General features: G+C 69.2%; 22 protein-coding genes. 1 reads left to right on the top strand and 21 read right to left on the bottom strand.

The window, feature by feature from the left end; all coding sequences use genetic code 11:
* Positions 1 to 154: 154 nt before the first annotated feature.
* Both CXG43_RS07510 and mgtE read right to left on the bottom strand, forming a co-directional pair.
* Positions 155 to 2,869 carry a bifunctional acetate--CoA ligase family protein/GNAT family N-acetyltransferase gene (locus tag CXG43_RS07510; RefSeq protein WP_101099399.1) on the bottom strand — a complete coding sequence of 905 codons (2,715 nt, stop codon included), beginning with the start codon at positions 2,867 to 2,869 and terminating at the stop codon, positions 155 to 157.
* 24 nt (positions 2,870 to 2,893) lie between these two features.
* Entirely contained in the window at positions 2,894 to 4,207 is a 1,314-nt protein-coding gene (gene mgtE / locus CXG43_RS07515; RefSeq protein ID WP_101099400.1) for a magnesium transporter, read from the bottom strand.
* A 330-nt stretch (positions 4,208 to 4,537) separates the two neighbouring features.
* Between mgtE and CXG43_RS07520 the strand changes: the two genes are divergently transcribed.
* Entirely contained in the window at positions 4,538 to 6,331 is a 1,794-nt protein-coding gene (locus tag CXG43_RS07520) for a monovalent cation:proton antiporter-2 (CPA2) family protein (protein WP_101099401.1), read from the top strand.
* Between the two features lie 58 nt (positions 6,332 to 6,389).
* On the opposite strand, the gene CXG43_RS07525 is transcribed toward CXG43_RS07520, so the two are convergent.
* The 19 genes from CXG43_RS07525 to CXG43_RS07615 all read right to left on the bottom strand — a co-directional run bounded on the left by CXG43_RS07525 (position 6,390) and on the right by CXG43_RS07615 (position 25,206).
* Positions 6,390 to 9,710 (bottom strand): ankyrin repeat domain-containing protein, encoded by a 3,321-nt coding sequence (locus CXG43_RS07525; RefSeq protein ID WP_232767690.1) that lies wholly within the window; start codon positions 9,708 to 9,710, stop codon positions 6,390 to 6,392.
* A gap of 13 nt (positions 9,711 to 9,723) precedes the next feature.
* Positions 9,724 to 9,984, bottom strand: a complete 261-nt coding sequence (locus CXG43_RS07530) for a YcgL domain-containing protein (protein WP_101099403.1) — start codon at positions 9,982 to 9,984, stop codon at positions 9,724 to 9,726.
* Positions 9,985 to 10,111: 127 nt separating this feature from the next.
* Positions 10,112 to 11,362, bottom strand: coding sequence for a beta-ketoacyl-ACP synthase (locus CXG43_RS07535; RefSeq protein WP_101099404.1), 1,251 nt, complete (start codon positions 11,360 to 11,362; stop codon positions 10,112 to 10,114).
* The gene (locus CXG43_RS07540) at positions 11,362 to 12,093 is read right to left on the bottom strand and encodes a 3-ketoacyl-ACP reductase FabG2 (protein WP_101099405.1); all 732 of its coding nucleotides are present in this window, start codon (positions 12,091 to 12,093) and stop codon (positions 11,362 to 11,364) included. The genes CXG43_RS07535 and CXG43_RS07540 overlap by 1 nt, the downstream gene beginning before the upstream one ends.
* Positions 12,090 to 12,542, bottom strand: coding sequence for a hotdog family protein (locus CXG43_RS07545; RefSeq protein ID WP_101099406.1), 453 nt, complete (start codon positions 12,540 to 12,542; stop codon positions 12,090 to 12,092). Before CXG43_RS07545 ends, CXG43_RS07540 begins: the two co-directional genes overlap by 4 nt.
* On the bottom strand, positions 12,539 to 13,732 hold the full coding sequence (locus CXG43_RS07550; protein ID WP_101099407.1) for a beta-ketoacyl-[acyl-carrier-protein] synthase family protein: 1,194 nt from the start codon (positions 13,730 to 13,732) through the stop codon (positions 12,539 to 12,541). Before CXG43_RS07550 ends, CXG43_RS07545 begins: the two co-directional genes overlap by 4 nt.
* Positions 13,729 to 14,277: a DUF3261 domain-containing protein gene (locus CXG43_RS07555; protein ID WP_101099408.1), complete on the bottom strand. Its 549-nt coding sequence runs from the start codon at positions 14,275 to 14,277 to the stop codon at positions 13,729 to 13,731. The genes CXG43_RS07550 and CXG43_RS07555 overlap by 4 nt, the downstream gene beginning before the upstream one ends.
* A gap of 1 nt (position 14,278) precedes the next feature.
* Positions 14,279 to 16,627 (bottom strand): hypothetical protein, encoded by a 2,349-nt coding sequence (locus CXG43_RS07560; RefSeq protein ID WP_101099409.1) that lies wholly within the window; start codon positions 16,625 to 16,627, stop codon positions 14,279 to 14,281.
* The gene (locus tag CXG43_RS07565; protein ID WP_101099410.1) at positions 16,620 to 17,246 is read right to left on the bottom strand and encodes an outer membrane lipoprotein carrier protein LolA; all 627 of its coding nucleotides are present in this window, start codon (positions 17,244 to 17,246) and stop codon (positions 16,620 to 16,622) included. The genes CXG43_RS07560 and CXG43_RS07565 overlap by 8 nt, the downstream gene beginning before the upstream one ends.
* A complete protein-coding gene (locus tag CXG43_RS07570; RefSeq protein ID WP_101099496.1) occupies positions 17,243 to 17,665 on the bottom strand; it encodes an acyl-CoA thioesterase in 423 nt (140 codons plus the stop codon). Before CXG43_RS07570 ends, CXG43_RS07565 begins: the two co-directional genes overlap by 4 nt.
* Entirely contained in the window at positions 17,652 to 19,202 is a 1,551-nt protein-coding gene (locus CXG43_RS07575; RefSeq protein ID WP_101099411.1) for an aromatic amino acid ammonia-lyase, read from the bottom strand. Before CXG43_RS07575 ends, CXG43_RS07570 begins: the two co-directional genes overlap by 14 nt.
* A complete protein-coding gene (locus tag CXG43_RS07580; protein WP_101099412.1) occupies positions 19,192 to 20,139 on the bottom strand; it encodes an acyltransferase in 948 nt (315 codons plus the stop codon). The genes CXG43_RS07575 and CXG43_RS07580 overlap by 11 nt, the downstream gene beginning before the upstream one ends.
* Positions 20,139 to 20,909, bottom strand: a complete 771-nt coding sequence (locus CXG43_RS07585) for a glycosyltransferase family 2 protein (RefSeq protein ID WP_101099413.1) — start codon at positions 20,907 to 20,909, stop codon at positions 20,139 to 20,141. Before CXG43_RS07585 ends, CXG43_RS07580 begins: the two co-directional genes overlap by 1 nt.
* Positions 20,899 to 22,587 carry an AMP-binding protein gene (locus CXG43_RS07590; RefSeq protein ID WP_101099497.1) on the bottom strand — a complete coding sequence of 563 codons (1,689 nt, stop codon included), beginning with the start codon at positions 22,585 to 22,587 and terminating at the stop codon, positions 20,899 to 20,901. Before CXG43_RS07590 ends, CXG43_RS07585 begins: the two co-directional genes overlap by 11 nt.
* Complete coding sequence (locus CXG43_RS07595; protein ID WP_232767677.1) at positions 22,580 to 23,131, bottom strand: hypothetical protein; 552 nt, start codon at positions 23,129 to 23,131, stop codon at positions 22,580 to 22,582. The genes CXG43_RS07590 and CXG43_RS07595 overlap by 8 nt, the downstream gene beginning before the upstream one ends.
* Before the next feature lie 22 nt (positions 23,132 to 23,153).
* Entirely contained in the window at positions 23,154 to 23,429 is a 276-nt protein-coding gene (locus CXG43_RS07600) for an acyl carrier protein (protein ID WP_232767680.1), read from the bottom strand.
* Positions 23,426 to 23,683, bottom strand: a complete 258-nt coding sequence (locus CXG43_RS07605) for a phosphopantetheine-binding protein (protein ID WP_042612466.1) — start codon at positions 23,681 to 23,683, stop codon at positions 23,426 to 23,428. The genes CXG43_RS07600 and CXG43_RS07605 overlap by 4 nt, the downstream gene beginning before the upstream one ends.
* Complete coding sequence (locus tag CXG43_RS07610) at positions 23,670 to 24,476, bottom strand: lysophospholipid acyltransferase family protein (protein WP_198551401.1); 807 nt, start codon at positions 24,474 to 24,476, stop codon at positions 23,670 to 23,672. The genes CXG43_RS07605 and CXG43_RS07610 overlap by 14 nt, the downstream gene beginning before the upstream one ends.
* Positions 24,466 to 25,206 carry a beta-ketoacyl synthase chain length factor gene (locus tag CXG43_RS07615; protein ID WP_101099416.1) on the bottom strand — a complete coding sequence of 247 codons (741 nt, stop codon included), beginning with the start codon at positions 25,204 to 25,206 and terminating at the stop codon, positions 24,466 to 24,468. The genes CXG43_RS07610 and CXG43_RS07615 overlap by 11 nt, the downstream gene beginning before the upstream one ends.
* Between the last annotated feature and the right edge of the window lie 75 nt (positions 25,207 to 25,281).

Genomic DNA, 25,281 nt, shown 5'->3' on the forward strand with positions numbered 1-25,281 from the left:
AAGCGTGACGGCCAACGGTCGTCACCCACCGGAGCAAAAGCGTGACGGCCAACGGTCGTCACCCACCGGAGCAAAAGCCTGACGGCCAACGGTCGTCACCCACCGGAGCAAAAGCCTGACGGCCAGCGGCCGTCACTACCAGAAGCCGGCGGGATCATTCCAGCAACTGCGCGGCCACCTGCTGCACCGGCAGGCTCACCATCATCACCGTCGAATCATCCGGATCCAACCGGGTGGTGAAGCCCAGGCTCTGGCACATCGCGATCATCGTGCTGTTCTCGCGCAGTACCTGCCCTTCCACCACGTCCAGTCCCAGCCATTTCGCGTACTCGATCATGATCGTCATCAGACGCCAGCCGATGCCGTGGCCCTTCAGGTCCGAACGGATCAGGATGCCGTACTCGCCGCGATGGTAGTCGGCATCTGCATGCAGGCGGACGGCACCGAGCATGTCACCGCTGCGCGGATCGATCGCCACCAGCGCGATGGAGCGTGCGTAGTCCAGCTGGGTCAGGCGGGCGATGAACTCGTGGCTGAAATGCTTGACCGACTGGAAGAAGCGCAGACGCAGGTCTTCATCACTGACGCGGGCGAAGAACGCGCGGAACAGCGCGTCGTCTTCCGGCCGCACCGGCCGCACGAAGGCGTTGCTGCCATCGGACAGCTGCAACGTACGCTCCCACTCCTTCGGATACGGAAATACCGCGAAACGCGGATGGCCACGGCCTTTGTGCAGGATGCGCGAGGGCGCGATGGCGACCCGCGCGTCCAGTGCCAGGATGCCTTCGCGGTCGGCCAGCAGCGGATTGATGTCCAGTGTGCGCACTTCGGGTATGTCGGCCGCCAGCTGCGCCAGCTTGACCAGCACCAGTGCGACGGCGCGTTCATCGGCGGCGGGGAAATCACTGTACGGCTTGAGGATGCGCGAGACCCGGGTACGGCCGATCAGTTCATGCGCCAGCCGCAGGTCGAGCGGCGGCAACGCCAGCGCCTTGTCGTTGATCACTTCCACTGCGGTGCCGCCACGGCCGAACACGATCACCGGGCCGAACGTCGCGTCATCGGCGATGCCGGCGATCAGCTCACGCGACTTGGGCCGCACGATGGTCGGCTGCACCAGCAGGCCATCGATGCGCGCATCGGGACGCAGTTCGCGCGCGCGCGCCAGGATGCTGGTGGCCGCTGCCTGCACGGCGGCCAGGGTGGACAGGTTGAGCCGCACGCCGTCCACTTCGGATTTGTGCGGGATGTCCGGCGAGAGGATCTTCAGCGCCACGCTGGCGCCCTGTTCCAGCAGCGGCTGGGCCAGGTCCATGGCTTCATGCGCGTCGCGGGCATGCAGCACCGGCGCCGAAGGAATGCCGTACGCCTTCAGCAGCGCATGCGTGGCCAGCGGGTCCAGCCAACGCTGGCCGGCCGCCAGGGCCGCGTCGACGATCGCGCGCGCGGCACCTGCATCGACCACGAAATCCTGTGGCAGGCTGGGCGGGGTCTCCATCAGTGCGCTCTGCGCATCGCGGTAGCGGACCAGATGCTGGAAGCCACGCACTGCTTCGGCTTCGGTGGGGTAGGTCGGCACGCGCGCGGCGTTGAGGGTTGCCGTTGCGCGCTCGTCGTTGCCCAGCCACACCGCGAACACCGGCTTGTCACGCTGGTGCCGAGGCCGCAGGCCCAGGGTGCGGGTGAGCGCCTGCGCGGCATCTGCGGAGGAGGTGAACGCGGTCGGCACGTTGACCACCAGCAGGGCATCGTTTTCGTTGTCAGCCAGCAGCGCTTCGATGGCAGCGGCATAGCGCTCGCCATCGGCGTCGACCACGATGTCCACTGGATTGGAACGTGACCAGCCCTGCGGCAGCACCGCGTCGAGCTGCTGCACGGTGCTCTCCGACAGCGTGGCAAGCGTGCCGCGCAGCGCCGCCAGCTGGTCCACCGCCAGCCGCCCGACGCCGCCGCCGTTGCTGAGGATGGCCAGCCTGCGTCCGGGGAAAGAGCCCAGCCGTCCCAGTGTCTCCGCGGCGGTGAACAGTTCGTCCAGCGCGCTGACCCGCAGCAGGCCGGCGCGGTTGAACGCCGCGCCGTAGACATCATCGGCGCGCGCCAGTGCCTGCACGTGGGTATCGTTGCCCGGCATGATGCGCTCGGCACGGCCGGACTTGACCACCATCACCGGCTTGGAGCGCGCGGCGGCACGTGCGGCCGACATGAACTTGCGCGCGTCCTTGATCTGCTCCACGTACAGCAGGATGGCGCGCGTGCGGTAGTCGGTGGCGAAGTAGTCCAGCAGGTCGCCGAAGTCCACGTCCATCGTATCGCCCAGCGACACCACCGCCGAAAATCCCACCGAACGCGCCACGCCCCATTCCACCAGCGCGGCGGCGATCGCGCTGGATTCGGAAATCAGCGCCAGGTCGCCTGCCTGGGGAACATGCGCGGCGATGCTGGCATTCAAGCGCGCGTGCGGGGCGATGACCCCCAGGCAATGCGGCCCGAGGATGCGCAGGCCTTTGGCGCGGGCACTGGCTTCCACCTGTGCGGCCAGCGAACCGGGCCCTTCGCCCAGGTGCGCGGTGAGGATGATCGCCGCGGCCACGCCCAGCGCGGCGGCATCGGCGATCACCTGCGGCACGATGCTGGCCGGGGCGGTCACCACCACCAGCTCCGGTACCCAGTCCAGGTCCTTGAGCCGCTTGGTGGTGCCGATGCCATCGATTTCCGCGTGGCGCGGATTGACCCAGGCGACCTTGCCGGCGAATCCCGCCCCGCGCAGGTTGCGCATCACCGCCCGACCGGCCGAGCGATCACGCGGACTGCCGCCGATCACGGCGACCGACTGCGGGCGGAACACGGACTGCAGGTTGTAAGTGCTCATGCCGCTAGTAGAGCAAAAAAGGGGTTACAGCAGGGTGCCGTGGAGGATGCTGGCGGCGATGCTGAAGTAGATCACCAGGCCGGTCACATCGACCAAAGTGGCCACGAACGGGGCCGAGGCACTGGCCGGGTCGAAGCCGAGGCGCTTGAGCGCGAACGGCAGCATCGATCCGGACAGCGACCCGAAGGTGACGATGCCCACCAGCGCAGCGGCCACGGTGAGCGCCAGCAGCAGCCAGTGTTCGCCGTAGTCGTGCAGGCCGCCCAGCTGCCAGATCACGATGCGGATCATCGCAAGGCTGCCCAGGATCGTGCCCAGCACGATGCCGGTCGGCAGTTCGCGCAGGGCAACCTTCCACCAGTCACGCAGCCGCAGTTCGCGCAGCGCCAGGCTGCGGATCAGCAACGAAGTGGCCTGCGAACCGGAGTTGCCACCGGAGCTCATGATCAGCGGGATGAACAGGGTCAGCACCACCGCGCGCGCCAGCTCGTCTTCGTAATGCTGCATCGCGCTGGCGGTCAGCATTTCGCCAAGGAACAGCACGCTCAACCAGCCGCCGCGCTTGCGCAGCATTTCCAGGAAGCCGATCTGCATGTATGGCTTTTCCAGAGCTTCCATGCCACCGAACTTGTGCGCGTCTTCGGTGGATTCCTCGATCAACGCGTCCAGGATGTCATCCACGGTGACGATGCCGAGCATCTGCATGCCCGCATCCACCACCGGGATCGCCAGCAGGTCGTGGCGGCGGATCAGCTGCGCCACTTCTTCCTGGTCCATCGCCACGTCCACCGTCACCGGTGCATTGACCTGCGCTACGTCCAGGATCGATTCGTCAGGCAGGCCGGTGATCAGCCGGCGCATGGTCACCACCTGGCGCAGCTGGCCGCTGGCCGGGTCGAGTACGTAGATGGCATAGACGGTTTCGCGGGTGCGCTCCACTTCGCGGATGTGCTGCAGGGTCTGGCCCACCGTCCAGTTGGCCGGCACGCTGACGAACTCGGTGGTCATCAGGGCACCGGCGGTATCCGGCGGGTAGCTGAGCAGGGTCTGGATGACCTGGCGCGCCTCGGCGCCGATCAGCGGCACCAGCCGCGCGCGCTCGTCCTGGTCCAGTTCGTGGACGATGTCGGTGGCGCGGTCGTCGGCCATCAGCCCCAGTTCGGGCGCTTCAAGCAGCTTCACCGCACGCGGCAGCGGCAGTGCGGCAAGCAGGTCGACCGCCGCGGCGGTGGGCAGCGTGTTGAGGTATTCCACCGCGTCGGCGGTGTTGAAGTTGGCCAGCGGTGCGGCCGTGGTGGCGGCGTCGGTGGCGGGACGCAGCATCTGCTTCTGGTTCATCGTGGTTCGCCTTTCGTCGTTGCAGCTGCAACGCCAACGCAGGCGAACCGTCCCTGTCAGGCGGTCGCCGTCGCTGGCGTCGAATAAGGTCGACTTCTACTGTCGCTGGACATGGGGGGTTGGATTCCGGAAGGGTGGTGCCAGCGGGCAGGCCGTGGCGGGGGGCAGGATGGACCTGTGGGCAGCATGGGTCAACCCCGGTGTGGCGGCCGGGTTTGGCCCGGCTCAGCTGCACCCCCGTGCGAGCGGCGGCGGGCGGCGCATAATGTCGCGCAAGGGCTGGCTGCACCCGGCTTGCCCTTCCTCCTGCGGCCATGACCTCGACTTCCCATGCATAGCGGCGTGCTCGAACTTGCCCTGGTCCTGCTGCTTGCGGCCGTCATCGCGGTGCCGGTGTTCCGCCGGCTGGGCTTTGGCGCGGTGCTTGGCTATCTCGCCGCCGGGGTGGTGCTGGGTCCGGATGGGCTGGGCTTCGTGCAGGACACGGACCGGATACTGGGCGCGGCCGAAATCGGCGTGGTGATGCTGCTGTTCGTGATCGGGCTGGAGCTGTCGCCATCGCGCTTGAAGGTGATGCGGCGTTCGGTATTCGGTGCCGGGGCGCTGCAGGTGGCGACCTGCGCACTGGTGCTGGGCGGCCTGCTGATGCTGGACCATTTCCACTGGAAGAGCGCGCTGGTGGTCGGCGTGGCGCTGGCGCTGTCCTCCACCGCGGTGGGCCTGCAGCTGCTGTCCGAACACAAGGCGCTCAACAGTGATCATGGCCGGCTGGCGTTCGCGATCCTGCTGTTCCAGGACCTGATCGCCATCCCGCTGCTGGCCGCCATTCCGCTGCTGGGCGGTGCGCGCAACCAGACCCTGCACTGGCAGGATGTGGCGCTGGCCATCGGCGCACTGGCGGTGGTGATCCTGTGCGGCCGGCCGCTGCTGCGCCGCGTGTTCGCCATGGTCGCACGCACGCGCAGCCCGGAAATGTTCACCGCCACCGCGCTGCTGGTGGTGCTGGGCACCGCCTGGTTCCTGCAGGAGGCCGGGCTGAGCCCCAGCCTGGGCGCGTTCCTGGCCGGGGTGCTGTTGTCCGATTCCGAGTTCCGGCACGAACTGGAAGCGCAGATCGAACCCTTCAAGGGCTTGTTCCTCGGCCTGTTCTTCATCGCCGTGGGCATGGGCATCGACCTGGACCGCATCGCCGCCGAACCGGGCATGATCGCCGCCGGCGTGGGCGTGCTGCTGCTGGTGAAGTTCGGCCTGCTGTATGCGATTGGACGGGTTGCCGGGTTGGCGTCACGCCAGGCGATGATGCTGGGCAGCGTGCTGTGGCTGGGCGGCGAGTTCGCCTTCGTGGTGTTCAACGAAGCGCAGCGCGCGCTGCTGCTGGGCAGTGCCAACCATGACCGGCTGGTGGCCATCGTCGGCCTGTCGATGGGACTGACCCCGCTGTTGCTGATCGCACTGCTGCGCCTGATCGGCCGCGAGACCGTGGCAAAGCCCGACGCCGCGCCGGCCGATGAGGTGAATCCGGACCACCGTCCGAAGGTGCTGATCGCCGGGATGGGGCGCTTCGGGCAGGTGGTGGCGCGACTGCTGACCGCGCAGAAAGTGCCGTTCGTCGCGCTGGAGGTCAATCCGGATACCGTGGCCGACCTGCGCCGCTTCGGCAACCAGCTGTACTACGGCGATCCGACCCGGCCGGAGATGCTGCGCGCGGCCGGCGGGGCGGAGATCGCGGTGTTCGTGGTGACCATGGATGATCCGGAAACCAACCTGCGCGCGACGCGGATGATCCGGCGGTTGTATCCGGACGCGCGGGTGCTGGCGCGGGCACGCAACCGCCAGCATGCGTGGCGGCTGATGGACATGGGCGCCGAGCCGTTCCGCGAGGTGTTCGGCACCAGCCTGGAACTCAGCGAACAGGTGCTGAAGCTGCTGGGGGTGTCCGAAGAGACGGCCCGCCGGCATGTGCAGCGATTCCGCGAACATGATGAGAAGCTGCTGCGCGATCAGTACCTGGTCTACGACGACGAGGCGGCGGTGATCCAGACTTCGCGCGATGCGCGCACTGACCTGATGCATTTGTTTGAAGCGGATGCGGGAAGCGGGAAGGAGGCGCCACCGGAGCGGTAGCGCCGAAGAGCGTGACGACCAACGGTCGTCACCCACCAGGGCCGTCACTACCGGTGATTCATTCGCGCAGGAACCGCGCCATCGAGGACACGCCGGGCACGCGCGGCTGGAACTCGGCGGCCACGTCGATGAAGCCGCGCATCACCGCGATTTCGCGGGGGCTGCGGTTGAGCGTGTCGCGTGCCTCTGGATCGGCACCGGCACGCAGCAGGCGCTGCACCAGCAGCGGCAGTCCGTGCAGCGCGGCCAGGTGCAGCGGGCCGAAGCCGCGCGGATCACGCACCTCCAGCGAAACGTCTTCATCCAGCAGGCGTTCCACACCGGCCAGTACCACCTGTTCGTCGCAGGCGGTCCCCGGTTCGGCACGTGCGCCCAGCAACAGCAGCAGTGGGGTCACCTCGCCGGCAGCGGCCTTGTCCGGCTCCGCGCCGGCCAGCAGCAGGGTGTCCAGCAGGGCCAGCAGGCGCGAGCGGTCACGAGCGGAGAACCCGTACAGCGCAGCGCAATGCAGCGCGGCCAGCTGCTGCGCGTCGCTTGCATGGACGTCCGCACTGGCGGTCAACAGCCGCGCCACGATATCCGGAAGGCCCAGCGCCGAGGCCAGCATCAGCACCGTGACCCCGCCGGGCAGGCGGTGTTCCAGCTGCGCACCGGCATCCAACAACGCGGACACGATATCCATCTGGCGCATGCTGACCGCCGCCGACAGCGGCGTGGCGCCACTGGCCGAGGCATGCTGCGGATCGGCATTGCGCGCCAGCAGCAGGTCGACCACCGCAAGGTGCCCACCACCGGCCCCCCGCAACAGGGCGGTGCAGCCCTGCGCGTCGACGCTGTCCACGGCGAAGCCAAGATCGATCAGCCGGCGTACGGCGTCCACGTCGCCGGCGGTGGCCGCGGCGGCCAGGTCGGATTCACGCAACGTCCTTCGTGGCAACGACCAGACCCGCCAGTCCAGCCAGTCCGCCAGGTCACGGCGGCCGCTGGACAGCGCCACACCCAGCGGTGTCTGCCCATCAGCCGCACGGGCTTCCGGCGAGGCGCCGTGGCGCACCAGCAGCTTGAGCGCGGCTTCGCGTCCCAGCGCAGTGGCCAGGTGCAGGGCGGTCATGCCATGGCTGTCGCGTGCCTCGCGATCCACCCCCAGGCCCAGCAGCGACTGCTGCAGGCGCAGCCAGCCCAAGCGCACGGCCAGGGCCAGCGGCGGATCGCCGGCGGGCGATGCAGCGAATGGATCAGCGCCACGCTCCAGCAGTTCCAGCGCCAGCTGCTCCAGCCCGCGACTGGCCTGGTCATGCTGCGCGCAGGCGGCGAGGAAGCGCGCCAGGCCACCACTGCCGGCAGGCGAAACGCCCTGCTCCAGCATCACCTGCAGCGCCGGCACCGCATCCACGCCGCGCGCCAGCAGCGCGAACATCGGCGTATCGGTGCAGGCATCCAGTACGTCGTGCGAGGCGCCCTGCTGCAGCAGCCAGCCGATGGCGCGCGGCTCCAGCGCCAGGTCCGGTTCGTGCAACAGGCTGCCCAGTTCTTCGGCACGGCACAGGCGCGCCATCGATTCCATTCCGTCCAGGTTGCCAAAGCGCAGCGATTCGCGCAGCAGCTCGAGCGGTGGCCGGTCCGGCAACAACGACGTCGCCACTTCGTTGCCTTCGCTGGCCGCCACCAAGCCGTCGCTGACCGCGGCAGGCAGCGGATAGGCCGGATCGAGCATGGCCACGATGGCCCAGCGGCCGGCTTCGGCCGCGCTGTCCACTGCGCGCCGCGCCAGTGGATCGTCCAGGTCGGCAACCAGCCCCAGCTCCAGCAGCCGCTTCACCACCAACGGCGGCACATCGGTCGCCATGGCGGCCAGCAGCAGGGCATTGCGGCCGTCGGCGTCGACCGCTGCTACATCGGGGTTGTGGCGCAGAAGGTGCTCGATGACCGCCGCGCGTCCACCGGCGGCGGCCTCCAGCAGCGGCGTCCGGCCGAGCGCATCGCGCGCTTCCAGGTTGGCACCGGCGGCAAGCAGGGCGTCCAGGATCGCGGTGTGCCCGGCCAGAGCGGCTTCGTGCAGGGCACTGCGGCGCTGGCGATCACGCGCATCGGCACGCGCCTTGTGCTTCAGCAGCAGCTGCACCCCGGCCGGATCATCATCTTCGGTTGCCGCGGCGGCCAACAGCACCGGAATGCCTTCGGCCGGTTCGGTACGGGCGCCGCGCTCCAGCAGGAACCGCGCCAGGCGCCAGTTGCCGACCTGGCAGGCCACCGCCAGCGGCGACCAGCCGTCCTGGTTCAGCGCGTCGATCTCGGCGGCGGCATCGCGCAGCAGCGCGGCGACGCCAGGGTCGGAACTGCGCGCTGCGTGGTGCAGCGGCGTATTGCCGTCGGCATCGGTGGCACGCGAATCGGCACCGTTGGCGAGCAGGGTCATCACCGCTTCCGGGCGCCCATGCCAGCTGTCACGGGTGGCCGCCAGCAGCGGCGTCATGCCCTTGTGCGGGGCGTTCACATCGACGCCGCGGGCGATCAGTTCGCGGAGCAGGCGCAGGTCCGGCAGTACCGCGGCCAGCACCGGCAGGTTGCGCTGGTCGCGCCACTGCGGATCCGGCGTGGCGTGCGGGTCGGCACCGGCCTGCAACAGCTGCAGCGCGCGGTCGATCCGGCCGTGTCGCGCCGCTTCGTAGAGTGCCGGCGACAGCGCGTCGGCCGGCATGGCTTCAAGTGCGACCGGTGCCGGATCGGCATCGGGTTGCTCGCGCGCCTGCCAGGCGCTGCGCAGCTCCTGCATGCCGTGCACAGGCGCAGGATGCGTGGTGCCCGCCGGCGCTACCCGCTGCAGCAGCAGGTGCAGCAGCGGCGACAGCAGCACGGTGGCGCCCACCGCGGGCCAACGCAGGCCTGCCGGCAGCAGCTCCGGCCAGGCCGGCATCACCACCAGCGCGCACAGCGCCAATACCAGCGCAGCGACGGCCAGTCCACGCCAGGCGCCCAGTTCGCGCCCGGCCAGGCCCGCAGCGTGGCGCTGCAGCCCACCGGCCAGGCGTTCCACGTCACTCCACAGCGGCCATGTACGCCATACCGCCAGCAGACCGACGCCCAGCAATACCGCCAGGCCCAGCGCGGCGGCCAGGCTGCCGCTTTCGCGCAGGGCGGCGAGCGGCCAGGCCATCAGCAGCGCAAGCACCGCTGGACCGGCCAGCCACAACGCCAGCAGCGCAGGCAGTTCTTCGCGCACCACCTGCGGCAGCGGACGCAGGACACGGCTTCGACGCAGCCAGGACACGCCCAGCGCGAAGGCCGGCTGCGCCAGCGCGGCCAGCAGCGCACCCGGCAGGCCGCCGATCGCCGAAGCCGCAGCGAGCAGCGCACCCAGGGCCAGCGCGGCAGGCACCATGCGCGGCCGCGGCTCAGTCATTGTGGCGCGGCATCATGCTGGTGATGCTCGGGGGCACCTGCAGGTAGAACCCGCGGCTGGCCAGCTCGTCGCGCACCTGCGCGGCGTCCGCGCGCGCCAGCCGACGGCCCTCGGTCAGTTCCACCTCCAGCACCAGCTGCAGCCGGCCCAGGGATTCGGCCAACGGCCCGGGCAGCACGCCGAAGCCATCCCGTTCGGCGAGGTAGACGTAGCTATCGTCTTTGCGTTGGCTCTTGTAGACGTAGGCTTGCATGCTTTCAGGTTTACCCTTTAAGGCATGATTGTGTCGGAAACCCGTCACCGGCGGAAGGCGTCAGGCCAGGCACATCCCCGCCACGCGCTGTTTCCCGACACGAAGTTCATCAATGTCAGGACGCGGTTCAGTCTTCCGCCAGCGGATGCCGGGCGAACACCAGCGAGGTGTTGATCCCGCCGAAGGCGAAATTGTTGCTCATCACATGGTCGACCTGCAGCGTGCGACCTTGTCCGCGGACATGGTCCAACGGAGCGCAGCGCGGGTCCACCTGGTCCAGGTTCAAGGTGGGGGCGAACCAGCCCGCGCGCATCATCTCGATGCTCAGCCAGGCTTCGAACGCGCCGCAGGCACCCAGCATGTGGCCGACGTAGCCCTTCAGCGAGCTGATCGGCACGCCCGCCCCGAACACCGCAGCCGTGGCCTGGCATTCGGCGATGTCGCCATGGTCGGTGGCCGTGCCATGGGCGTTGATGTAACCGATCTGCGACGGCGCCAGACCGGCGTCGTCCAGCGCCAGCTGCATGGCGCGCGCCATGGTCGGGCTGCTCGGCTGGGTCACGTGCTGGCCGTCGCTGTTGCTGCCGTAGCCGCGTACTTCGGCCAGGATCGGCGCTCCGCGCTCCAGCGCATGCTGGCGCTCCTCCAGCACCAGGGTGCAGGCACCTTCGCCCAGCACCAGCCCATCGCGGCCGGCATCGAACGGGCGCGGCGTGGTCTGCGGCGCGTCATTGCGCACGCTGGTGGCATACAGGGTGTCGAACACCGCGGCCGCCGTGGCGTCCAGCTGCTCGGCGCCGCCGGCCAGCATCACCGTCTGGCGACCGGCGCGGATCGTTTCGTAGGCTTCGCCGATGCCCTGGCTGCCGGACGTGCACGCGCTGGACGTCGTGTGGATGCGCCCGCTCAGTCCGAAGAACACCCCGATGTTCACCGGTGCGGTGTGGCTCATCATCTTCAGGTAGGTGGTGGCGGTGATGCCGGCGGTAGTGAAGCTGTTGAGCATGCGGCCGAACTCACTGATCGCCTCGTGGCTGCCTGCGGACGACCCGTAGGACACGCCGGTGCGCCCGCCATGCAGCACCGGATGATCGATCAGGCCGGCCTGCTGCAGCGCCAGTTCGCTGGCGCGCACGGCCATCAGCGCCACGCGCCCCATCGAACGGGTGGTCTTGCGGTTGTAGTGCGGTGGCAGCTCGAACGCCTCGGCCGGTGCGGCCAGCCGGGTGTTCAACCCTTCGTAGACATCCCACTCCGGCATCGCCCGCACGGCGTTGCGCAGCGAGCGCAGGCGTGCGTGGATGCTCGGCCAGTCCTGCCCGAGCGGGCTGATCGCCGCTGCACCGGTAACCACCACGCGGCGTCCTTCGCGCTGCATCAGGCCAGGCCTCCGTTGACCGAGATCACCTGGCGGGTGATGTAACCGGCATCGGCCGACAGCAGGAACGATACCGCCGCGGCTACTTCGTCCGGTGTGCCGACACGGCCGGCGGGAACCAGCTTGAGCGCGTGCTCGACCACCTCGGCGTCCAGCATCTCGGTTTCGACCAGCCCGGGTGCCACGCAGTTGACGGTGATCCGGCGACTGGCCAGTTCCAGCGCCAGTGCCTTGGTGGCACCGATGATGCCGGCCTTGGCGGCGCTGTAGTTGACCTGGCCGCGGTTGCCGATCAGCCCGGACACGGAGGCCAGGGTGACGATGCGCCCCGGCTGGCGGCGCCGCACCATCGGCATCACCAGCGGATGCAGCACGTTGTAGAACCCATCCAGGTTGGTATGCAGCACCTGGTCCCAGTCCGCTTCGCTGAGCGCGGGGAAGGCCCCGTCGCGGGCGATGCCGGCATTGCACACCACGCCGTAGTACGCGCCATGGGCGGCCACGTCGGCTTCCAGCACAGTGCGCGCGGCGGCGCGGTCACTGATGTCGAAGGCGAGTACGCGCGCCTGCCGGCCCAACGCGATGATCTCCGCGACCACGGCCTGCGCTTCGTCGATGCGGCTCCGGCAGTGCACGGCCACATCGAAACCATCGCGGGCAGCGCGCAGGGCGATCGCGCGGCCGATGCCGCGGCTTGCACCGGTCACCAGCACGGCAAGATTGGCTGTCATGCGTTTCCACTCTCCAGGTAAGCCTGCGCATCGGCCGGTTCGAACACCGATACGTTGGCGTCGACCCATGTTTCGGTGCCCGCACTGATACGGCAGGCGAACATTCCCAGGCCATTGTCACCCATCAGTTCGCGCCGCGCGTGGACCACCAGCGCGGTACCCGCCGGGAACACGGAAACCTGGCTGCTGTAGCGGCGACTGCCAAGCAGGAAGCCGATCCGCGGCGGGCGACCGTCACGCCGCGCGCGGCAGCCCGCCCACGCCGCGATGGCCTGTGCCATGTACTCGATGCCGATCCAGGCGGGCACGCCGTCGGCCTGGTTGAACAGGCCCGAGGCCGGCACCACCAGCGCCACCTCGATGCTGTCCTCGTCCCAGCGCAGCACCTGCTCCAGCAGCAGGGCACTGCCACGGTGCGGCACTACGTCCTGGATCGGATGGATCGTCATGCGCCGGGCGTCCGCTGCAGGGCCAGCACGGCATTGCTGCCACCAAAGGCGAACGAACTGCTGAGGAGGCGCTGCAGGGGGCCGGCCGCCACGGTGCCCGGCGCCACCAGGGCCAGCGCGGGCAGCTCCGGATCAGGCTTGCCATCCCACCAGTGCGGCGGCAGGCGGTGGGCGGGGTTGTCCGCCAGCGCGATCCAGCACAGCGCCGCTTCGATCGCCCCGGACGCGCCCAGTGCGTGGCCGGTCAGCGGCTTGGTGGAGCTGGCCGCGACCTGCCCGCCCAGCACTGCATGCACCGCACGCGATTCCATCGCATCGTTGTGGCGGGTGGCCGTGCCGTGCAGGTTGATGTAGTCCACGTCCGTCGGTGCCCAGCCGGCGCGCTCCAGCGCCTCGCGCATCGCCGCGATGGCACCGGCACCACTCGGTTCAGGGGCGGACATGTGGTGGGCGTCCGAGCTTTCGCCCCAGCCGGCAAGCTGTACCGGGCCCGGCTCGCGGGTCAGCAGGAACAGCGCGGCCCCTTCGCCGATGTTGATGCCCGCCCGCGTTGCCGAGAACGGAAGGCAGCGGGTGGCGGAGATCGATTCCAGCGCATTGAAACCGGCCACGGTGAAGCGGCAGAGCGAATCGGCACCGCCGGCGATCACCGCCTCGACGATGCCGGCGCGCAGCAGGCGCGCCGCCGAAGCCATCGCCTTGGCACCTGAAGAGCAGGCAGTGGACAGCGTCCACGCCGGCCCCGTTGCACCGCTGCGATGGCGCACGAATGCCGCCGCGCTGCCCATCTCCTGCTGGCCATAGGCGAAGCTGTCCGGCCAGCGACCGCTCTCCTCGCGCGCACGCAGGGCCGGCTCGGTTTCACCGATGCCGGAGGTGCTGGTACCGATGACCACCGCGACCCGCCCGGCACCGTAACGCTCGATGGCGGCCTGTACGGCGGGGGCGATCTGTTCCAGCGCAAGGTCCAGCAAGGCATTGTTGCGGCCGCGCAGCGCGGTGGGCAGCGCCGACAGATCCGGCAGCGTGGCCTGCACCCGGCCCAGCGCCAGGGTGCGTCCGGGCAGCACGTCGTCGCAGTCGCTCAGCCCACCGGGGTGGTCGGCGAACAGGCCGGCGGCGACCGGCGCGCGGCCGGCGCCGAGCGCGCAGACGATGCCCATGTCGTTGAGGAAAACCGGCGCGCTCATGGGACTTGCTCGCCGGTAGGCACCGAACGGATGGTCAGCGAATAGCCTTCGATGCGGTTGTCCAGCTGCAGGCTGCCATCGTCGTTGCGCTGCAGCCGCAGGGCCTCGACCCCGCTACGCTGCAGCCGGCGCACGCGGCCATCGTCGACCACCTGCCAGCCGTCGGTCAGCACCGCGGCAATCGCCGTGGTCGGCCACAGCGCGAACTGCAGGTCGTCCAGCACGCGCTCGGCACGTACCTGCCTGGGCAACCAGGCAGCGCGCTGTTCCTGCAGGTTCTGTCCATCCCACTGCACGCGGAAGCCGGTCTGGCCCATTGCCTGCACCAGCAGCTGCACCTGGTCGGCATCGGCTTCAAGCAGCGCATCCAGGTCGCGTTCGGCGCGACCGAAGCGGAAATGCAGCTGTTGCTGCAAAGCGAGCGTTCCCTGCAGGCTGGCCGGTGACAGGCGCAGCGGCGGCAGCGCCGCATCGGAGCGCACCGGCCGGCCGGCGCAGGCGGCGAGCAACAGGGTGAGCAGGATCGCAGGCAGCAGGCGGCTCATGTCACGGGGTTCCTGTCGTTGTAGGCGGTGCGGGGCGGAACAGCGGCGACAGCAGCCATACCAGGCCGATGCCGAGCAGCAGGGTCATGCCGAAGGCGCGCAGCGCCGGGGTGTTGGAAAGCCCGAGCAGGCCGAACGAAAGCCAGGTACTGGCCGCACCCACGCACACCGCGACCCAGGCGCTGGGATCGCCACGGTGTTCCAGCAGGAAGATGCCGTAGTCGATGCCCATGCCCAGCAGCAGCATCAATGCCAGCACGTTGAACAACTGCAGCGGATGACCAAGCAGGGCCAGCACGGCAAGCGTCAGGCTGCCGGCGAGCAGGGTGGGCACGATCACCCGCCAGGCATGACGGCGGTAGCGCCACCACAACGCGGCGAACACCAGCGCGATACCCGCCAGCAGCATGCCGCTCATCAGCTTGCGGTAATGCCCCAGCAGGCGCGAGAAATCGGCGGTGCGGTCGACCCAGCGCACGCCGGGCAGTCCGGCGCCGGCCTGGTCGAGGTCGGCCAACGCACGTGGCTGCGACAGGTCATCGACCAGCACCACGCTGGCCACGCCCTCGCCCAGTGCGCCGATCCACAACGAACGGAACGGTGCCGAGGCCGGCGAAGCGAGGAAGGCCTGCAGGTCGATCGGGGTGCGGGCGAATGCCGGTCGCTGCAGCGACTCGCCACTGACCGCGCCGACCGCCTGCAGCACGGCCGACTCGGCCTGCGCGGCCAGCCGGGCATCGGCATCCTGCTGCGACGGAGACGGCAACCAGTCACTCAGCGCGCGGTGGCTGCCGATGCGGCCTTGCCCTTCCAGCGCGCGCAGGCGCACGGTCAAGGCTTCTTCGCGCTGCAGCAGCTGACCGGCATCGGCGCCCTGCACCAGGAAGAACTGCGCCGGGCTGGGCATGCCGAGCAGGCGCGAAATCCGGATCTGCTGTTCCATCAGCGCCGGTGGCGAAGACTGCAGGCTGCGCAGGTCATCATCCACGTGCAGGAACAGCATGCCGCCGGCGGAGAACAGCAACAGCACCGCGATCACACCGCCCAGCGACCGGCCGCGCAGCCGCGGCCAGCGCTGCAGCGTGTTGCCCAGCCAATGCGAGAAACGCGTCTGGCGTACCGTTCCACCATCCAGCCACGGGAACCACAGGATCACCGTGACGAACGCAGCCGCCAGCCCGACCACCGAGAACAGTGCCATCTGGCGCAGCCCGGGGAACGGGGTGACCGCCAGCGCCAGATAGGCCAGGGCGCTGGTCAGCAGCGCCAGCCACAGGCCGGGCAGCAGATGGTGCAGCAGGGACCAGCGACTCTGCCGCGGCGCTGCCTGGCGCGAGGCGAACCAGTGGATGCCATAGTCTTCGGCCACGCCCACCAGCGAGGCACCGAACACCAGCGTCAGCAGATGCACCTTGCCGAACACCAGCACGGTCACGGCCAACGCCACGCCGCAGCCGACCAGCAGCGACATCGCCACCAGCAGGATCGGGCGCAGCGAACGGAACGCCAGCCACACCAGCAGCAGCACCGCAGCCAGCGAGCCCCAGCCGATGGTGTTGATCTCGCGGTTGGCCTGCACCGCCGCGGCTTCGGCATGCAGCGGCACCCCGGCATGCAGGATCTCCAGGCCGGGCGCGGCGGCGGTCGCGGCCTGCCCCGCGCGTTCCAGCAGCGCGCCGATATGCGGTTGGCCATCCAGCTGGAACGCCGAATCGCGGGTGTCCAAGCGCAGGACCGCCCACTGCTTTCCATCTGCCTGCAGCAGGCCGTCCTCACCCAGTCGCAGGCCGGCCGCCTTCGCCTGCTGCTGCCACCAGGCCGGCCACAGGCCCAGCGGATCCTGCAACCAGGCGGTCAGCCGTGGCCCGCCCATGGGCCCGTACAGCTGGGCCAACGCCTGTTGCGCCAACGCATCCGGTGCGGTGTGCTGCAGGGTGTCGCGCTGTGCGGGGGTCAACAGGCGGTCACGGTAGGGCGCGTAGAAGGTACGTGCCTCTTCGAACCAGCCATCGAGCGCCCCGGCTGGCTGCAGCAGCGCCGCATCGGCATCGCCTGCCATCGCATCGGCGAAGGCCGCCTGCGCGCGCAGCGTAGCGGCCGCCTCCGCACTGCCCAGCAGTACCACCACATCGCGCGAGTTCGCATCGGCGATGCGCCGGGTCACGTCCGACAGCAGCCGGTCCTGCGCGTCCTGGGGCAGCAAGGCGAGGATGTCGGTGTCGATCGGCGCATGCTGCCGCCACTGCAGGACCTGCTGCACGCCCAGCGCCAGCAGCACCAGCAGCCAGGCAAGGGCCAGCCAGCGCCAGCGGCGATGGGGGGTATCGGCGCGCGGCACGCGATCAGTCAAGGCGTGCTGCCTCGTCCGCCGCCAGCGTGGCCGGTGCATCGGTGAGGGCACTGAAGGTGAGGCGGGTACGGTCCTTGCTGGCCTCCACGATGTCGACCTGGCGGACGTAGCGGTCACCCCGCAGCTGCAACGAACTGAAGGCCTTGGCCAGCATCGGCGACTTCGGTGTCAGTGACAGGGCCCAGCCCTTCGCATCGCGTTGCGCCTCCACCGTGAACTGGCTGGACAGTGCCTGCACGTCGCCGCTCATCAGCGCGAACAGGATCGCGTTGACCGAGCGCATCGCCGGCTGTTGGCGTGCATCCAGCTCTACCCGGGTAGTGCCATCGCGCTGTCGGCTGAGGATGCGCTCGGCGGTGATCACCATTTCCGACGGGAAAGGCTTCAGCGTGGTCCAGATCACCCCGCGCTCGCGCGCCACCACGAAGCGGCCCTGCGAACGCAGCGGGTTGCGGAAACCGGCGACCTGTTTTTCCTGGCTGAACTGGCCGCGCAGCACCGCCGGCCGTGCGACATCGCGGGCGATCGCCTGCACCGCGTCTTCGGCGGCGCCGGCCACGAACGAAACGAAAAGCAGGCCGGACAGCACCAGCAGGCGCAGGAAATGAGGGGACTTCATGGCGCGGGAACTCCGAGTTTCTGCCACAGGATCGGCGGGCACAGGTACTGCATTTCACCGCTGGCGGCATCGACGGCCACCTGCACGGTGTGCGCGCGGGTCAGTCGTTCACCGCTGCCGGCGTCGAAGATCTCATAGGCGATCTTCAACCGGTTTTCCCATTCGACGATGCTTGCCCGCACCCGCACCTGCTGCTGGAAACGCAGTGGGCGCACGTACTTGACCCGTGCATCCACCACCGGCCACAGATAGCCCGATTCCTGCATCTGCGGATAGTCGTAGTCATAGCGCTGCAGCAGTGCGCAGCGCGCGATCTCGAAATACTTGAAGTAGTTTCCATGCCAGACCACCTGCATCGGGTCACAGTCGTGGAAGGCAGGCGCCAGGGTGATCTCTTCGACCATCTCATGCATCCGGATACAGCTCCCACTGACGGCTGCGGATGTCCTGCAGCAGTTGGCGCAGCTCGCCATCCAGCGAGCGGTCTTCTTCGATCAGCGCGATGCGCTGGCTGATGTCATCGTGCATCGCGGCCAGCTCACCCTGCAGCTGCGCCTGCAGGCCGACCCGCTGGCGCAGGGCCACCGCCTGGCGTGCGGCGATCAGCATGCCGGCGGCCACCTGTTCGGTTAGTTCGATCACCCGCAGGCAGTCGCGCGCGGCGATGGTGCCCATGCTGACCTTGTCCTGGTTGTGGCATTCGGTGGAACGCGAGAATACCGACGCCGGCAGGGTGTTCTTCAGCGCCTCGGCCGTCCACGCCGAGACGCTGATCTGCAGCGCCTTCAGGCCATGGTTGATGGCTGCACGCGGACCGGTTGCAGCGGACAGGTTGGCCGGCAGGCCGTGGCTGTAACGCGCATCCACCAGCAGCGCCAGCTGGCGATCCAGCAGGTCGGCCAGGTTGGCCACGGTATTCTTCAGCGTGTCCATCGCCAGCGCGATGTGCCCGCCGTAGAAGTGGCCGCCGTGCAGGACGCGTTCCTCGTCCGGGTCGATCAGCGGGTTGTCGTTGGCGCTGTTGAGCTCGGTCTCGATCAACTGGCGCAGGAACGGCAGGGTGTCTTCCAGTACGCCGATGACATGCGGGGCGCAGCGCAGCGAGTAACGATCCTGCAGGCGCTGTTCGTTGCGCGGCGGGCGATCGCTGTGCAGATCGGCACGCAGGCGCGCTGCGATGCGCGCCTGGCCCGGGTGTGGCTTGGCTGCGAACAGCGTTTCGTCGAAATGGTGCGCGTTGCCATCGCTGGCCAGCACGTTGAAGGCGGTCAGGCGCGTGGCCAGGCGGCACAGGTAATCCGCGCGCTGCCAGGCCAGGCAGGCCAGGCCGGTCATCACCGCCGTGCCATTCATCAGCGCCAGGCCTTCCTTCGGGCGCAGCCGCAACGGCTGCATGCCGATCCGCGGCAGTACCTCGGCGGCGGACTGCACACTGCCTTCGAACAGCACCTCGCGCTCACCGCACAGCACCGCCGCCACGTAGGACAGCGGGGTCAGGTCGCCGCTTGCACCGACCGAACCCTCCGCGGGAATGCGCGGCAGCACGTCATGCTGCAGCAGGGTGGCGAGGCCTTCGAGCAGCGCCACGCTGGTCCCGGACATGCCCTGGGACAGTGACGCCAGCCGCGCCGCCAGCACCGCGCGCGTTTCCTGTGCGTCCAGGAAACGACCCAGCCCACAGCCATGGTAGGTGTACAGATGGTGCGGCAGTTCGGCCACCAGCGACGGCGGGATCACCGTGGTGCAGGAATCCCCGTAACCGGTCGTCACCCCGTAGACCACCCCGTCCTCGCGCAGCAGGCGGTCGAGGAAATCCGCGCCGCGCTGGATGCGTGCGCGGAACCCGGGCGCATCGTCGAGCACGGCCAGCGCGCGGCCGTCCGCCAGCGCAACGACGTCTTCGATGGTCAACGGGCCGGCACCAAAGCGACAGCAGGGAAGCGGTTCAATCGGCATCGGTGGCCTGGTCCCAGAACGGAAAGAAGTTGAACCAGTCCAGCGGCGATTGGATCACCTGCTGTTCCAGCCATGCGGCATAGCGTTGCGCACAGTCCTGCAGCGCGGCTTGGCGGGCTCCGCGTGGCAGTACGATGCGTTCGTCGAACAGATCGAAGCGGATCCGGTAGCCACCGCCATTGTGCAGGCAGGACAGCGTGTACACCGGGCAACCGAGCGCGGCGGCGAGCACGTAGCCGCCCACCGGGAACGGCGCGCGATGACCGAGGAAGTCGGCATGCACCACGCGTTCGCTGTGGACCGGGACGCGGTCACCGACGATCGCCACGAAGCCACCTGCGGCGACCCGCTGGCCCAGGGTCATCGCCATCGCCGGGCCGACGTCGGTCACCTGCACCAGCTCCACCGACGCGAGCGGATCCAGACGTGCCAGCAGGCTGTTGAAGCGCTGCGCGTGCTTGGTGTGGACCAGCACGGTGAGATGCAGGCCCGGGACTTTTTCCGCCAGCACCTGGCACAGCTCCAGGCAGCCGACATGGGCGGTCAGGAACACCCCGCCCTGCGCGCGACCAATGCGCTGCAACGCCTCGTTGTCGTGCAGCTGCAGGCGCTGCGGCGGGTAGCGCCGTCCCAGCGCCAGCAGCTTGTCCAGCATGGTGTCGCCGAACAGCGCGAAGTGGCGCAGGCTATCCAGCCAGCCCGGCGCGCGGCCGAGCGCACCGCTGTGCGCCTGCAACCGCTGCAGGTACTGCAGCGAGGCGCGGCGTGCCAGGCCGTTGGCCAGCCACTGGCAGGCCACCGCCGGCCAGGCGCACACCCGGTACGGCCAGCGCCCGAACCAGCGGTGGATCCAGCACAGGACCAATACGCCGCGTACCGAGGTGCGCTCGCCGATGTCGGCCCAGTGCGGTGCGGCAGGACCAGGACGGGCAGCCATCAGGGCTGTCCCCGCAGGCGCCGACGCAGCAATCGAGGAGCGCGCCGCAGCATGCCCCCGAACAGCCGCGCGTGCATGCCGCTGATGCGAAGGTTGTCGCGCCACACATCGAAGTGCGACACGCCGTCCTTCGGATACGTGACCGGCGTGGCCAGGTGATGCACCGGCACCTCGCGCCAGTACAGGCGCACCAGGATCTCGGTGTCGAAATCCATGCGCCGGCCGATGGTTTCCTCCGCCATCACCTGCAGCACCGGTGCCAACGGATAGACCCGGAAACCGCACATCGAGTCGCGCAGGTGCAGCGACAGGGTGTTGATCCAGACCCACACATGGGTGCCATAGCGGCCGTACAACCGGATCTTCGGCACGGTTTCATCGTAGGCCGGGATACCGCAGATGACCGCATCCGCACGCTCGCGCGACAGCGCGGCGAAACGGCCCAGCTCGGCGGTGTCGTGCTGGCCATCGGCATCGATCTGCAACACGTGGGTATAGCCCAGGCGCGCTGCTTCGCTGAAACCGGCCAGCATCGCCCCGCCCTTGCCCTGGTTGTGTTGCAGCCGCAGCAGGCCTACGCCCGGCTGTCGTGCCAGCCTGGCCAGCACGGCCGCGCAGTCCGCGTGCGATCCGTCATCCACCAGCAGGCACGGCAGTCCCGCAGCGCGGATTCCGTCCACCACCTCGGCGATGGCGTGCTCATGGTCGTAGACCGGTACCACGACCAGCAGGGCGTACTCGGCGGCGGGGACCAGGGAATCAATCGGCATCGGCGAACAGTACTTTGCCACTGGCGTGGATGCCGTGATCGGAGCTGAACCGGAATCCCAGCACGCCGCGCGCCGCGTCCCAGTCCAGCTGCAGCATCAGCACGTCGTGGGGGCGCGCAACGTGGTGGAACTTCAGGGCATCCATGCGCAGGAAGCGCGGTGGCAGGTCGAATGCCTCGCGGCCCAGGCGGATCGCCCAGTCCAGCTGGGCCACCCCCGGCAGCACGGCGACTTCGGGAAAATGACCCTCGAAGGCGCCCAGGTCGGGCTCCAGTACAAGCTGCACCCGTGCCGTGGCGGCATCGCGCGCAAGCCACTGCGGCGACGGAAGCGTTTTCTGGAACAGCCCCTGCAGCAGCGCCTGGGTCGGTTTGCCCTGTGCATTGACGGGCAGTGCGGCAACCAGCCGCCAGCGCCGCGGCCGGGTCACCGCGTCATGGCCCTGCGCCAGCAGTGCGGTGAGACGGCCGATGAAAGCACGCCGCTCGGCATCACCGGCCTGCGCCAGCGCAGGGTCGCTCGGCACGATCACCGCGGCCAGCTGCTCGCGCGTACCCGGCAGCACCAGCACCTGCGCTTCAGCCACGCCCGCATCGCCACACAGGGCCTGCTCCAGCGCCCCCAGCGAAACCCGGCGCTCTTCGATCTTGACGATGCGGTCGGCCCGCCCGAGCAGGCGGAAGCCGCCGGCAGGACTGGCTTCGGCACGGTCTTCGCTGCGCCACCAGCCGCCCTGCGCAAGATGGGCCGATGCCACCGCCAGCTGGCCGTCATCGATGCGCCACTGCACGCCGGGCAACGGTTGCCACGCGGGGGCGTCATCGGCGCAAACGCGCCAGGCGATGCCACCGGTTTCGCTGCTGCCGAACACTTCGATCGGCGCGATGCCCAGCACCTCGCGCACGTCCGCGGCGGCCTGTGCCGGCAGCGGCCCACCGGAGGAAAACACCGCGCGCAACTGGCCACGCGCGCCAGCCCAGTCCAACTGCGGTGGCAGTCGTTTCAGGTGCGCCGGGGTGGCCACCAGCACACTGGGTGCGGCGGCCAGCGCGGCTACCAGGTCTTCATGGAAGAAACGTCGTGGCTGGATCGCCCGGCCCGCGGCCAGCGGCCACAGCACGCGGAACAGCAGGCCGTAGATGTGCTGGTGGGAGACCGTTCCATGCACCTGCGCACCGGCCAGCAGCGCGCCGAAGGCCTGCTGCAGTGCCTCGACTTCGCTGCCGAGCTGGTCCAGGCGTTTTTCGATCGCAGCCGGTTGGCCGGTGCTGCCGGAGGTGAACACCACCAGCCGGCAGGCGTGTGGATCCAGCACGACGCCGGTGGCGGGAATGTCGGTGGCCGGTGCCGCGTGCAGCGGCTGCCAGCACGGATCGACATCGCCGACGAAGCCATCCACGTGCGGGCGCAGCGCCTGCAGCGTACCGGGCAGGTCGTCGCCGGGCAGGTAGACCCGCTTGCCAGCCGACCATGCGCCCAGCAACGCAGCGGCGAAGGCCAGGCTGTCGTCGAAGTAGAGCGCCCAGTCACGCCCTTCGGCGGCCGCGAACGCAGCGTGCCAGCGGCATACCCGTGCCAGCAGCGCGGCGTGGTCCAGCGCTGCACCGTCGAGCGCGCCCACCGTGCGGCCAGGCCGTGCAGACTGCAGCAGGAGGTGCAGCGGGATCCATTCAGACATGGCCATGCGCTGCCTTCACCCGGCGCCGCACGGTCCATTCCCCGGCATGCAGCAGGCCCATCAGCAGATAGGCCAGCAGGCCGTTGTACAGGGCCCACGTGGCATCGGAGGCCCACAGCGCAGTGGCCAGCGCCAGGCTGCCGTTGAGCACGAAGAAGCCGCACCAGCCCTGGGTGACCCGGCGCGTGTAGACGATGGCGAACGGCGGCAACTGTGGATCCTGCAGGCGTGCGAAGCGCTCGACCACGGTGGGGGGATGGCGCAGGCTGACCAGGAAAAACACCAGCAGCACCGCATTGACCAGCGCGGGATACAGCTTCAGCGGCAGCGCTTCATTGCCCAGCAGGGCCACCATGGCCAACACCCCGGTGCCCACCGCCGACCAGATCCACAATCGTTCGCTTGTGCCCAGCGCGCGCAGCAGGGCCACCGCGAACAACAGCAGCGACAGCCAGCGCGGCTCGAACCGGCCCATCGCCAGGTACATCAGCGGCGGATAGGCCAGCGACAGCAGCACGAAAGCCAGCCTGCGCGGATGGGACACGAGGGAGTTCCGGCGCGCGCGGTCAGGCAGCGGCCGGGTCGGGCAGCAGCCCATGCACCACATCGACCACGTCCTGCACGGTGCGCACTGTCTTGAAGGCATCCGGCTGCAGGTTGCGGCCCAGCAGCGGCTTCAACTGCACGATCAGGTCCACCGCATCGATGCTGTCGATATCCAGGTCGGCATGCAGCCGCGCGCTGGGCACGATCAGGGCCGGATCGATCTCGAAGCTGGTCGTCAGCAGTCGGGCGATGTGGTCGAACAGGTCGGTCTTGGTCATGGCGTTGAGGTCACTCACGCGCGGCTGCCGGCGACGAAGGCCGCCAGCGCCTGCACGCTGCCGAAATGGCGGCGGGTTTCTTCCGAATCCGCGGACAGGCTCACGCCGTATTGCTTCTGCAGGGCCAGGCCCAGCTCCAGTGCATCGATTGAATCCAGGCCTAGGCCTTCGCCGAACAAGGGCGCGGTCGCATCGATTTCGGCGGCGGAAATGTCTTCCAGCGACAACGCCGAAATGATCAGCTCCTTGATCTCGTGCTCAAGTTCCTGCACGGGGCAGCTCTCCACAGGGTTGGAAGTATCGGGTGAGATGGTCGGTGACGCGCCGCGCGGCCAGGGCTTCCCCTCCTGCCGCTGCGTCCTCGTCGATGAACGTGCTGATCGGAATGTCCTCACCGACCTCCAGCGAAACGTGGAAGCGTCGCGGGGGCACACGATACCATTTCCGCCCCTTTTCCAGCGTCGGCGGGGTGCAGCGTATCCGTACCGGGGTGATGTCCCGCCGCCCGCGCACGGCGATGTTGGCCGCGCCACGGCGCAGTTTCAGCGGCTGGCCGGGCTCGCTGCGGGTGCCCTCGGGGAAGATCACCAGGCAGCCCCCGCCGCGTACCGTGGCGATGCCCGCTTCCACCAGCGCCGGTCCATCATCGTTGACGATGTAGCCGGCGGCCCGGACGGTGGCGCGCATGAACGGATTGCGCGCCACCGCGTGTTTGACCACGCAGTCCGCATCCGGCAGCAGCGCGACCAGCAGCACCACGTCGATCAGGGTCGGATGATTGGCCAGCACCAGCAGGCCTTCGCGCTGCAGCCGAGCTGCGCCGCTGACCGAAACCGTGAGCACGCCGAGGCGGCGCATGATCGCCACCTGCAGCGCGAATCCCCGTTGGACGCCCCGGCGCGCGAGCCGGCGGCGACGCGCGGGGTCGCGCACCAGGACCAGCATCCACGGCGCCACGACCAGACCGGCGATCAACCCGCCCAGCCCGAATGCCGCAAAGCTGAGGCCGGTGGCCAACACCCGCCAGGCCCGGTCCAGGCCGCGCAGCAGCGCCTCAGCAGCCACGCTTCCAGGTCCAGCGCTGGCCGTCGATCACCCGTTCGCAGGACGGCTGCGCGGACAGCAGGAAACGCTGCAGGTCCAACGCATGCGGCAGCAGCCCGGGCGGATCATCCGCCTGCCCGGTGGCCTGCCAGCCCAGCTGCAGGCGCACGCCCGGCGACTCGGAGCGCCGGACGCGCCAGCACCAGGCGTGGAACGGAGCCGGCTCATCGATGAACTCCGCATACAGTGCCGGCAACGGCGGGTCGTAGACCACGATGCGGACTTCCTCGGCGCCATCGGCCAGCAGCCCGGCCGCTTCCAGGCACGCCGCTTCGGCCGTGGCCTTGCCCGCCGCCAGCGCCAGGTTGTTGCCGCGGTGCCCACGGGTGATGGAGTACAGCGCGCCGATCGCGTTGTGCACCGACAGGCCGAAGGTGGTGGGTGAAAGCGCTTCTTCGGCCACCAGCGCGGCCAGCAGCTCCATCGAACGGGCGACATCGCCATGGCGGCTGGCGAACACCAGTGGCACCCGGCTGTCCGCCCCCTCGCCGGCTTCGCACCAGCAGGCGGCCTGGATCGCCATGCGGCCCAGCCGCTCGATCCGGCGACGTTGCATGGCCGGTACTTCCGGCAGCCCGGGAGTGTCCTCGCCTTCAGGCAGCCAAGGTGCCTGCGCCCATTCCTGCCAGGCGCTGCGGGTGGCCAGCCCGGGCGCCCAGGCGGCCCAGTCGACAACGGAAAACTCGATCATTGCGGAACGACTGCTGCGGTTGCGCGGAGCGCCGCACGCTAGCACGGCCGGGGCGAAGAGCGTGACGACCAACGG

The sequence above is a fragment of the Stenotrophomonas sp. Bg11-02 genome (assembly GCF_002836635.1).
GTDB lineage: Bacteria > Pseudomonadota > Gammaproteobacteria > Xanthomonadales > Xanthomonadaceae > Stenotrophomonas > Stenotrophomonas lacuserhaii.

Bases quoted from the DNA above. Each gene is read 5' to 3' on its own strand.
- CXG43_RS07510 (WP_101099399.1), bottom strand. From the start codon at position 2,869: ATGAGCACTTACAACCTGCAGTCCGTGTTCCGCCCGCAGTCGGTCGCC.
- mgtE (WP_101099400.1), bottom strand. From the start codon at position 4,207: ATGAACCAGAAGCAGATGCTGCGTCCCGCCACCGACGCCGCCACCACG.
- CXG43_RS07520 (WP_101099401.1), top strand. From the start codon at position 4,538: ATGCATAGCGGCGTGCTCGAACTTGCCCTGGTCCTGCTGCTTGCGGCC.
- CXG43_RS07525 (WP_232767690.1), bottom strand. From the start codon at position 9,710: ATGGTGCCTGCCGCGCTGGCCCTGGGTGCGCTGCTCGCTGCGGCTTCG.
- CXG43_RS07530 (WP_101099403.1), bottom strand. From the start codon at position 9,984: ATGCAAGCCTACGTCTACAAGAGCCAACGCAAAGACGATAGCTACGTC.
- CXG43_RS07535 (WP_101099404.1), bottom strand. From the start codon at position 11,362: ATGCAGCGCGAAGGACGCCGCGTGGTGGTTACCGGTGCAGCGGCGATC.
- CXG43_RS07540 (WP_101099405.1), bottom strand. From the start codon at position 12,093: ATGACAGCCAATCTTGCCGTGCTGGTGACCGGTGCAAGCCGCGGCATC.
- CXG43_RS07545 (WP_101099406.1), bottom strand. From the start codon at position 12,542: ATGACGATCCATCCGATCCAGGACGTAGTGCCGCACCGTGGCAGTGCC.
- CXG43_RS07550 (WP_101099407.1), bottom strand. From the start codon at position 13,732: ATGAGCGCGCCGGTTTTCCTCAACGACATGGGCATCGTCTGCGCGCTC.
- CXG43_RS07555 (WP_101099408.1), bottom strand. From the start codon at position 14,277: ATGAGCCGCCTGCTGCCTGCGATCCTGCTCACCCTGTTGCTCGCCGCC.
- CXG43_RS07565 (WP_101099410.1), bottom strand. From the start codon at position 17,246: ATGAAGTCCCCTCATTTCCTGCGCCTGCTGGTGCTGTCCGGCCTGCTT.
- CXG43_RS07575 (WP_101099411.1), bottom strand. From the start codon at position 19,202: ATGCCGATTGAACCGCTTCCCTGCTGTCGCTTTGGTGCCGGCCCGTTG.
- CXG43_RS07580 (WP_101099412.1), bottom strand. From the start codon at position 20,139: ATGGCTGCCCGTCCTGGTCCTGCCGCACCGCACTGGGCCGACATCGGC.
- CXG43_RS07585 (WP_101099413.1), bottom strand. From the start codon at position 20,909: ATGCCGATTGATTCCCTGGTCCCCGCCGCCGAGTACGCCCTGCTGGTC.
- CXG43_RS07590 (WP_101099497.1), bottom strand. From the start codon at position 22,587: ATGTCTGAATGGATCCCGCTGCACCTCCTGCTGCAGTCTGCACGGCCT.
- CXG43_RS07615 (WP_101099416.1), bottom strand. From the start codon at position 25,206: ATGATCGAGTTTTCCGTTGTCGACTGGGCCGCCTGGGCGCCCGGGCTG.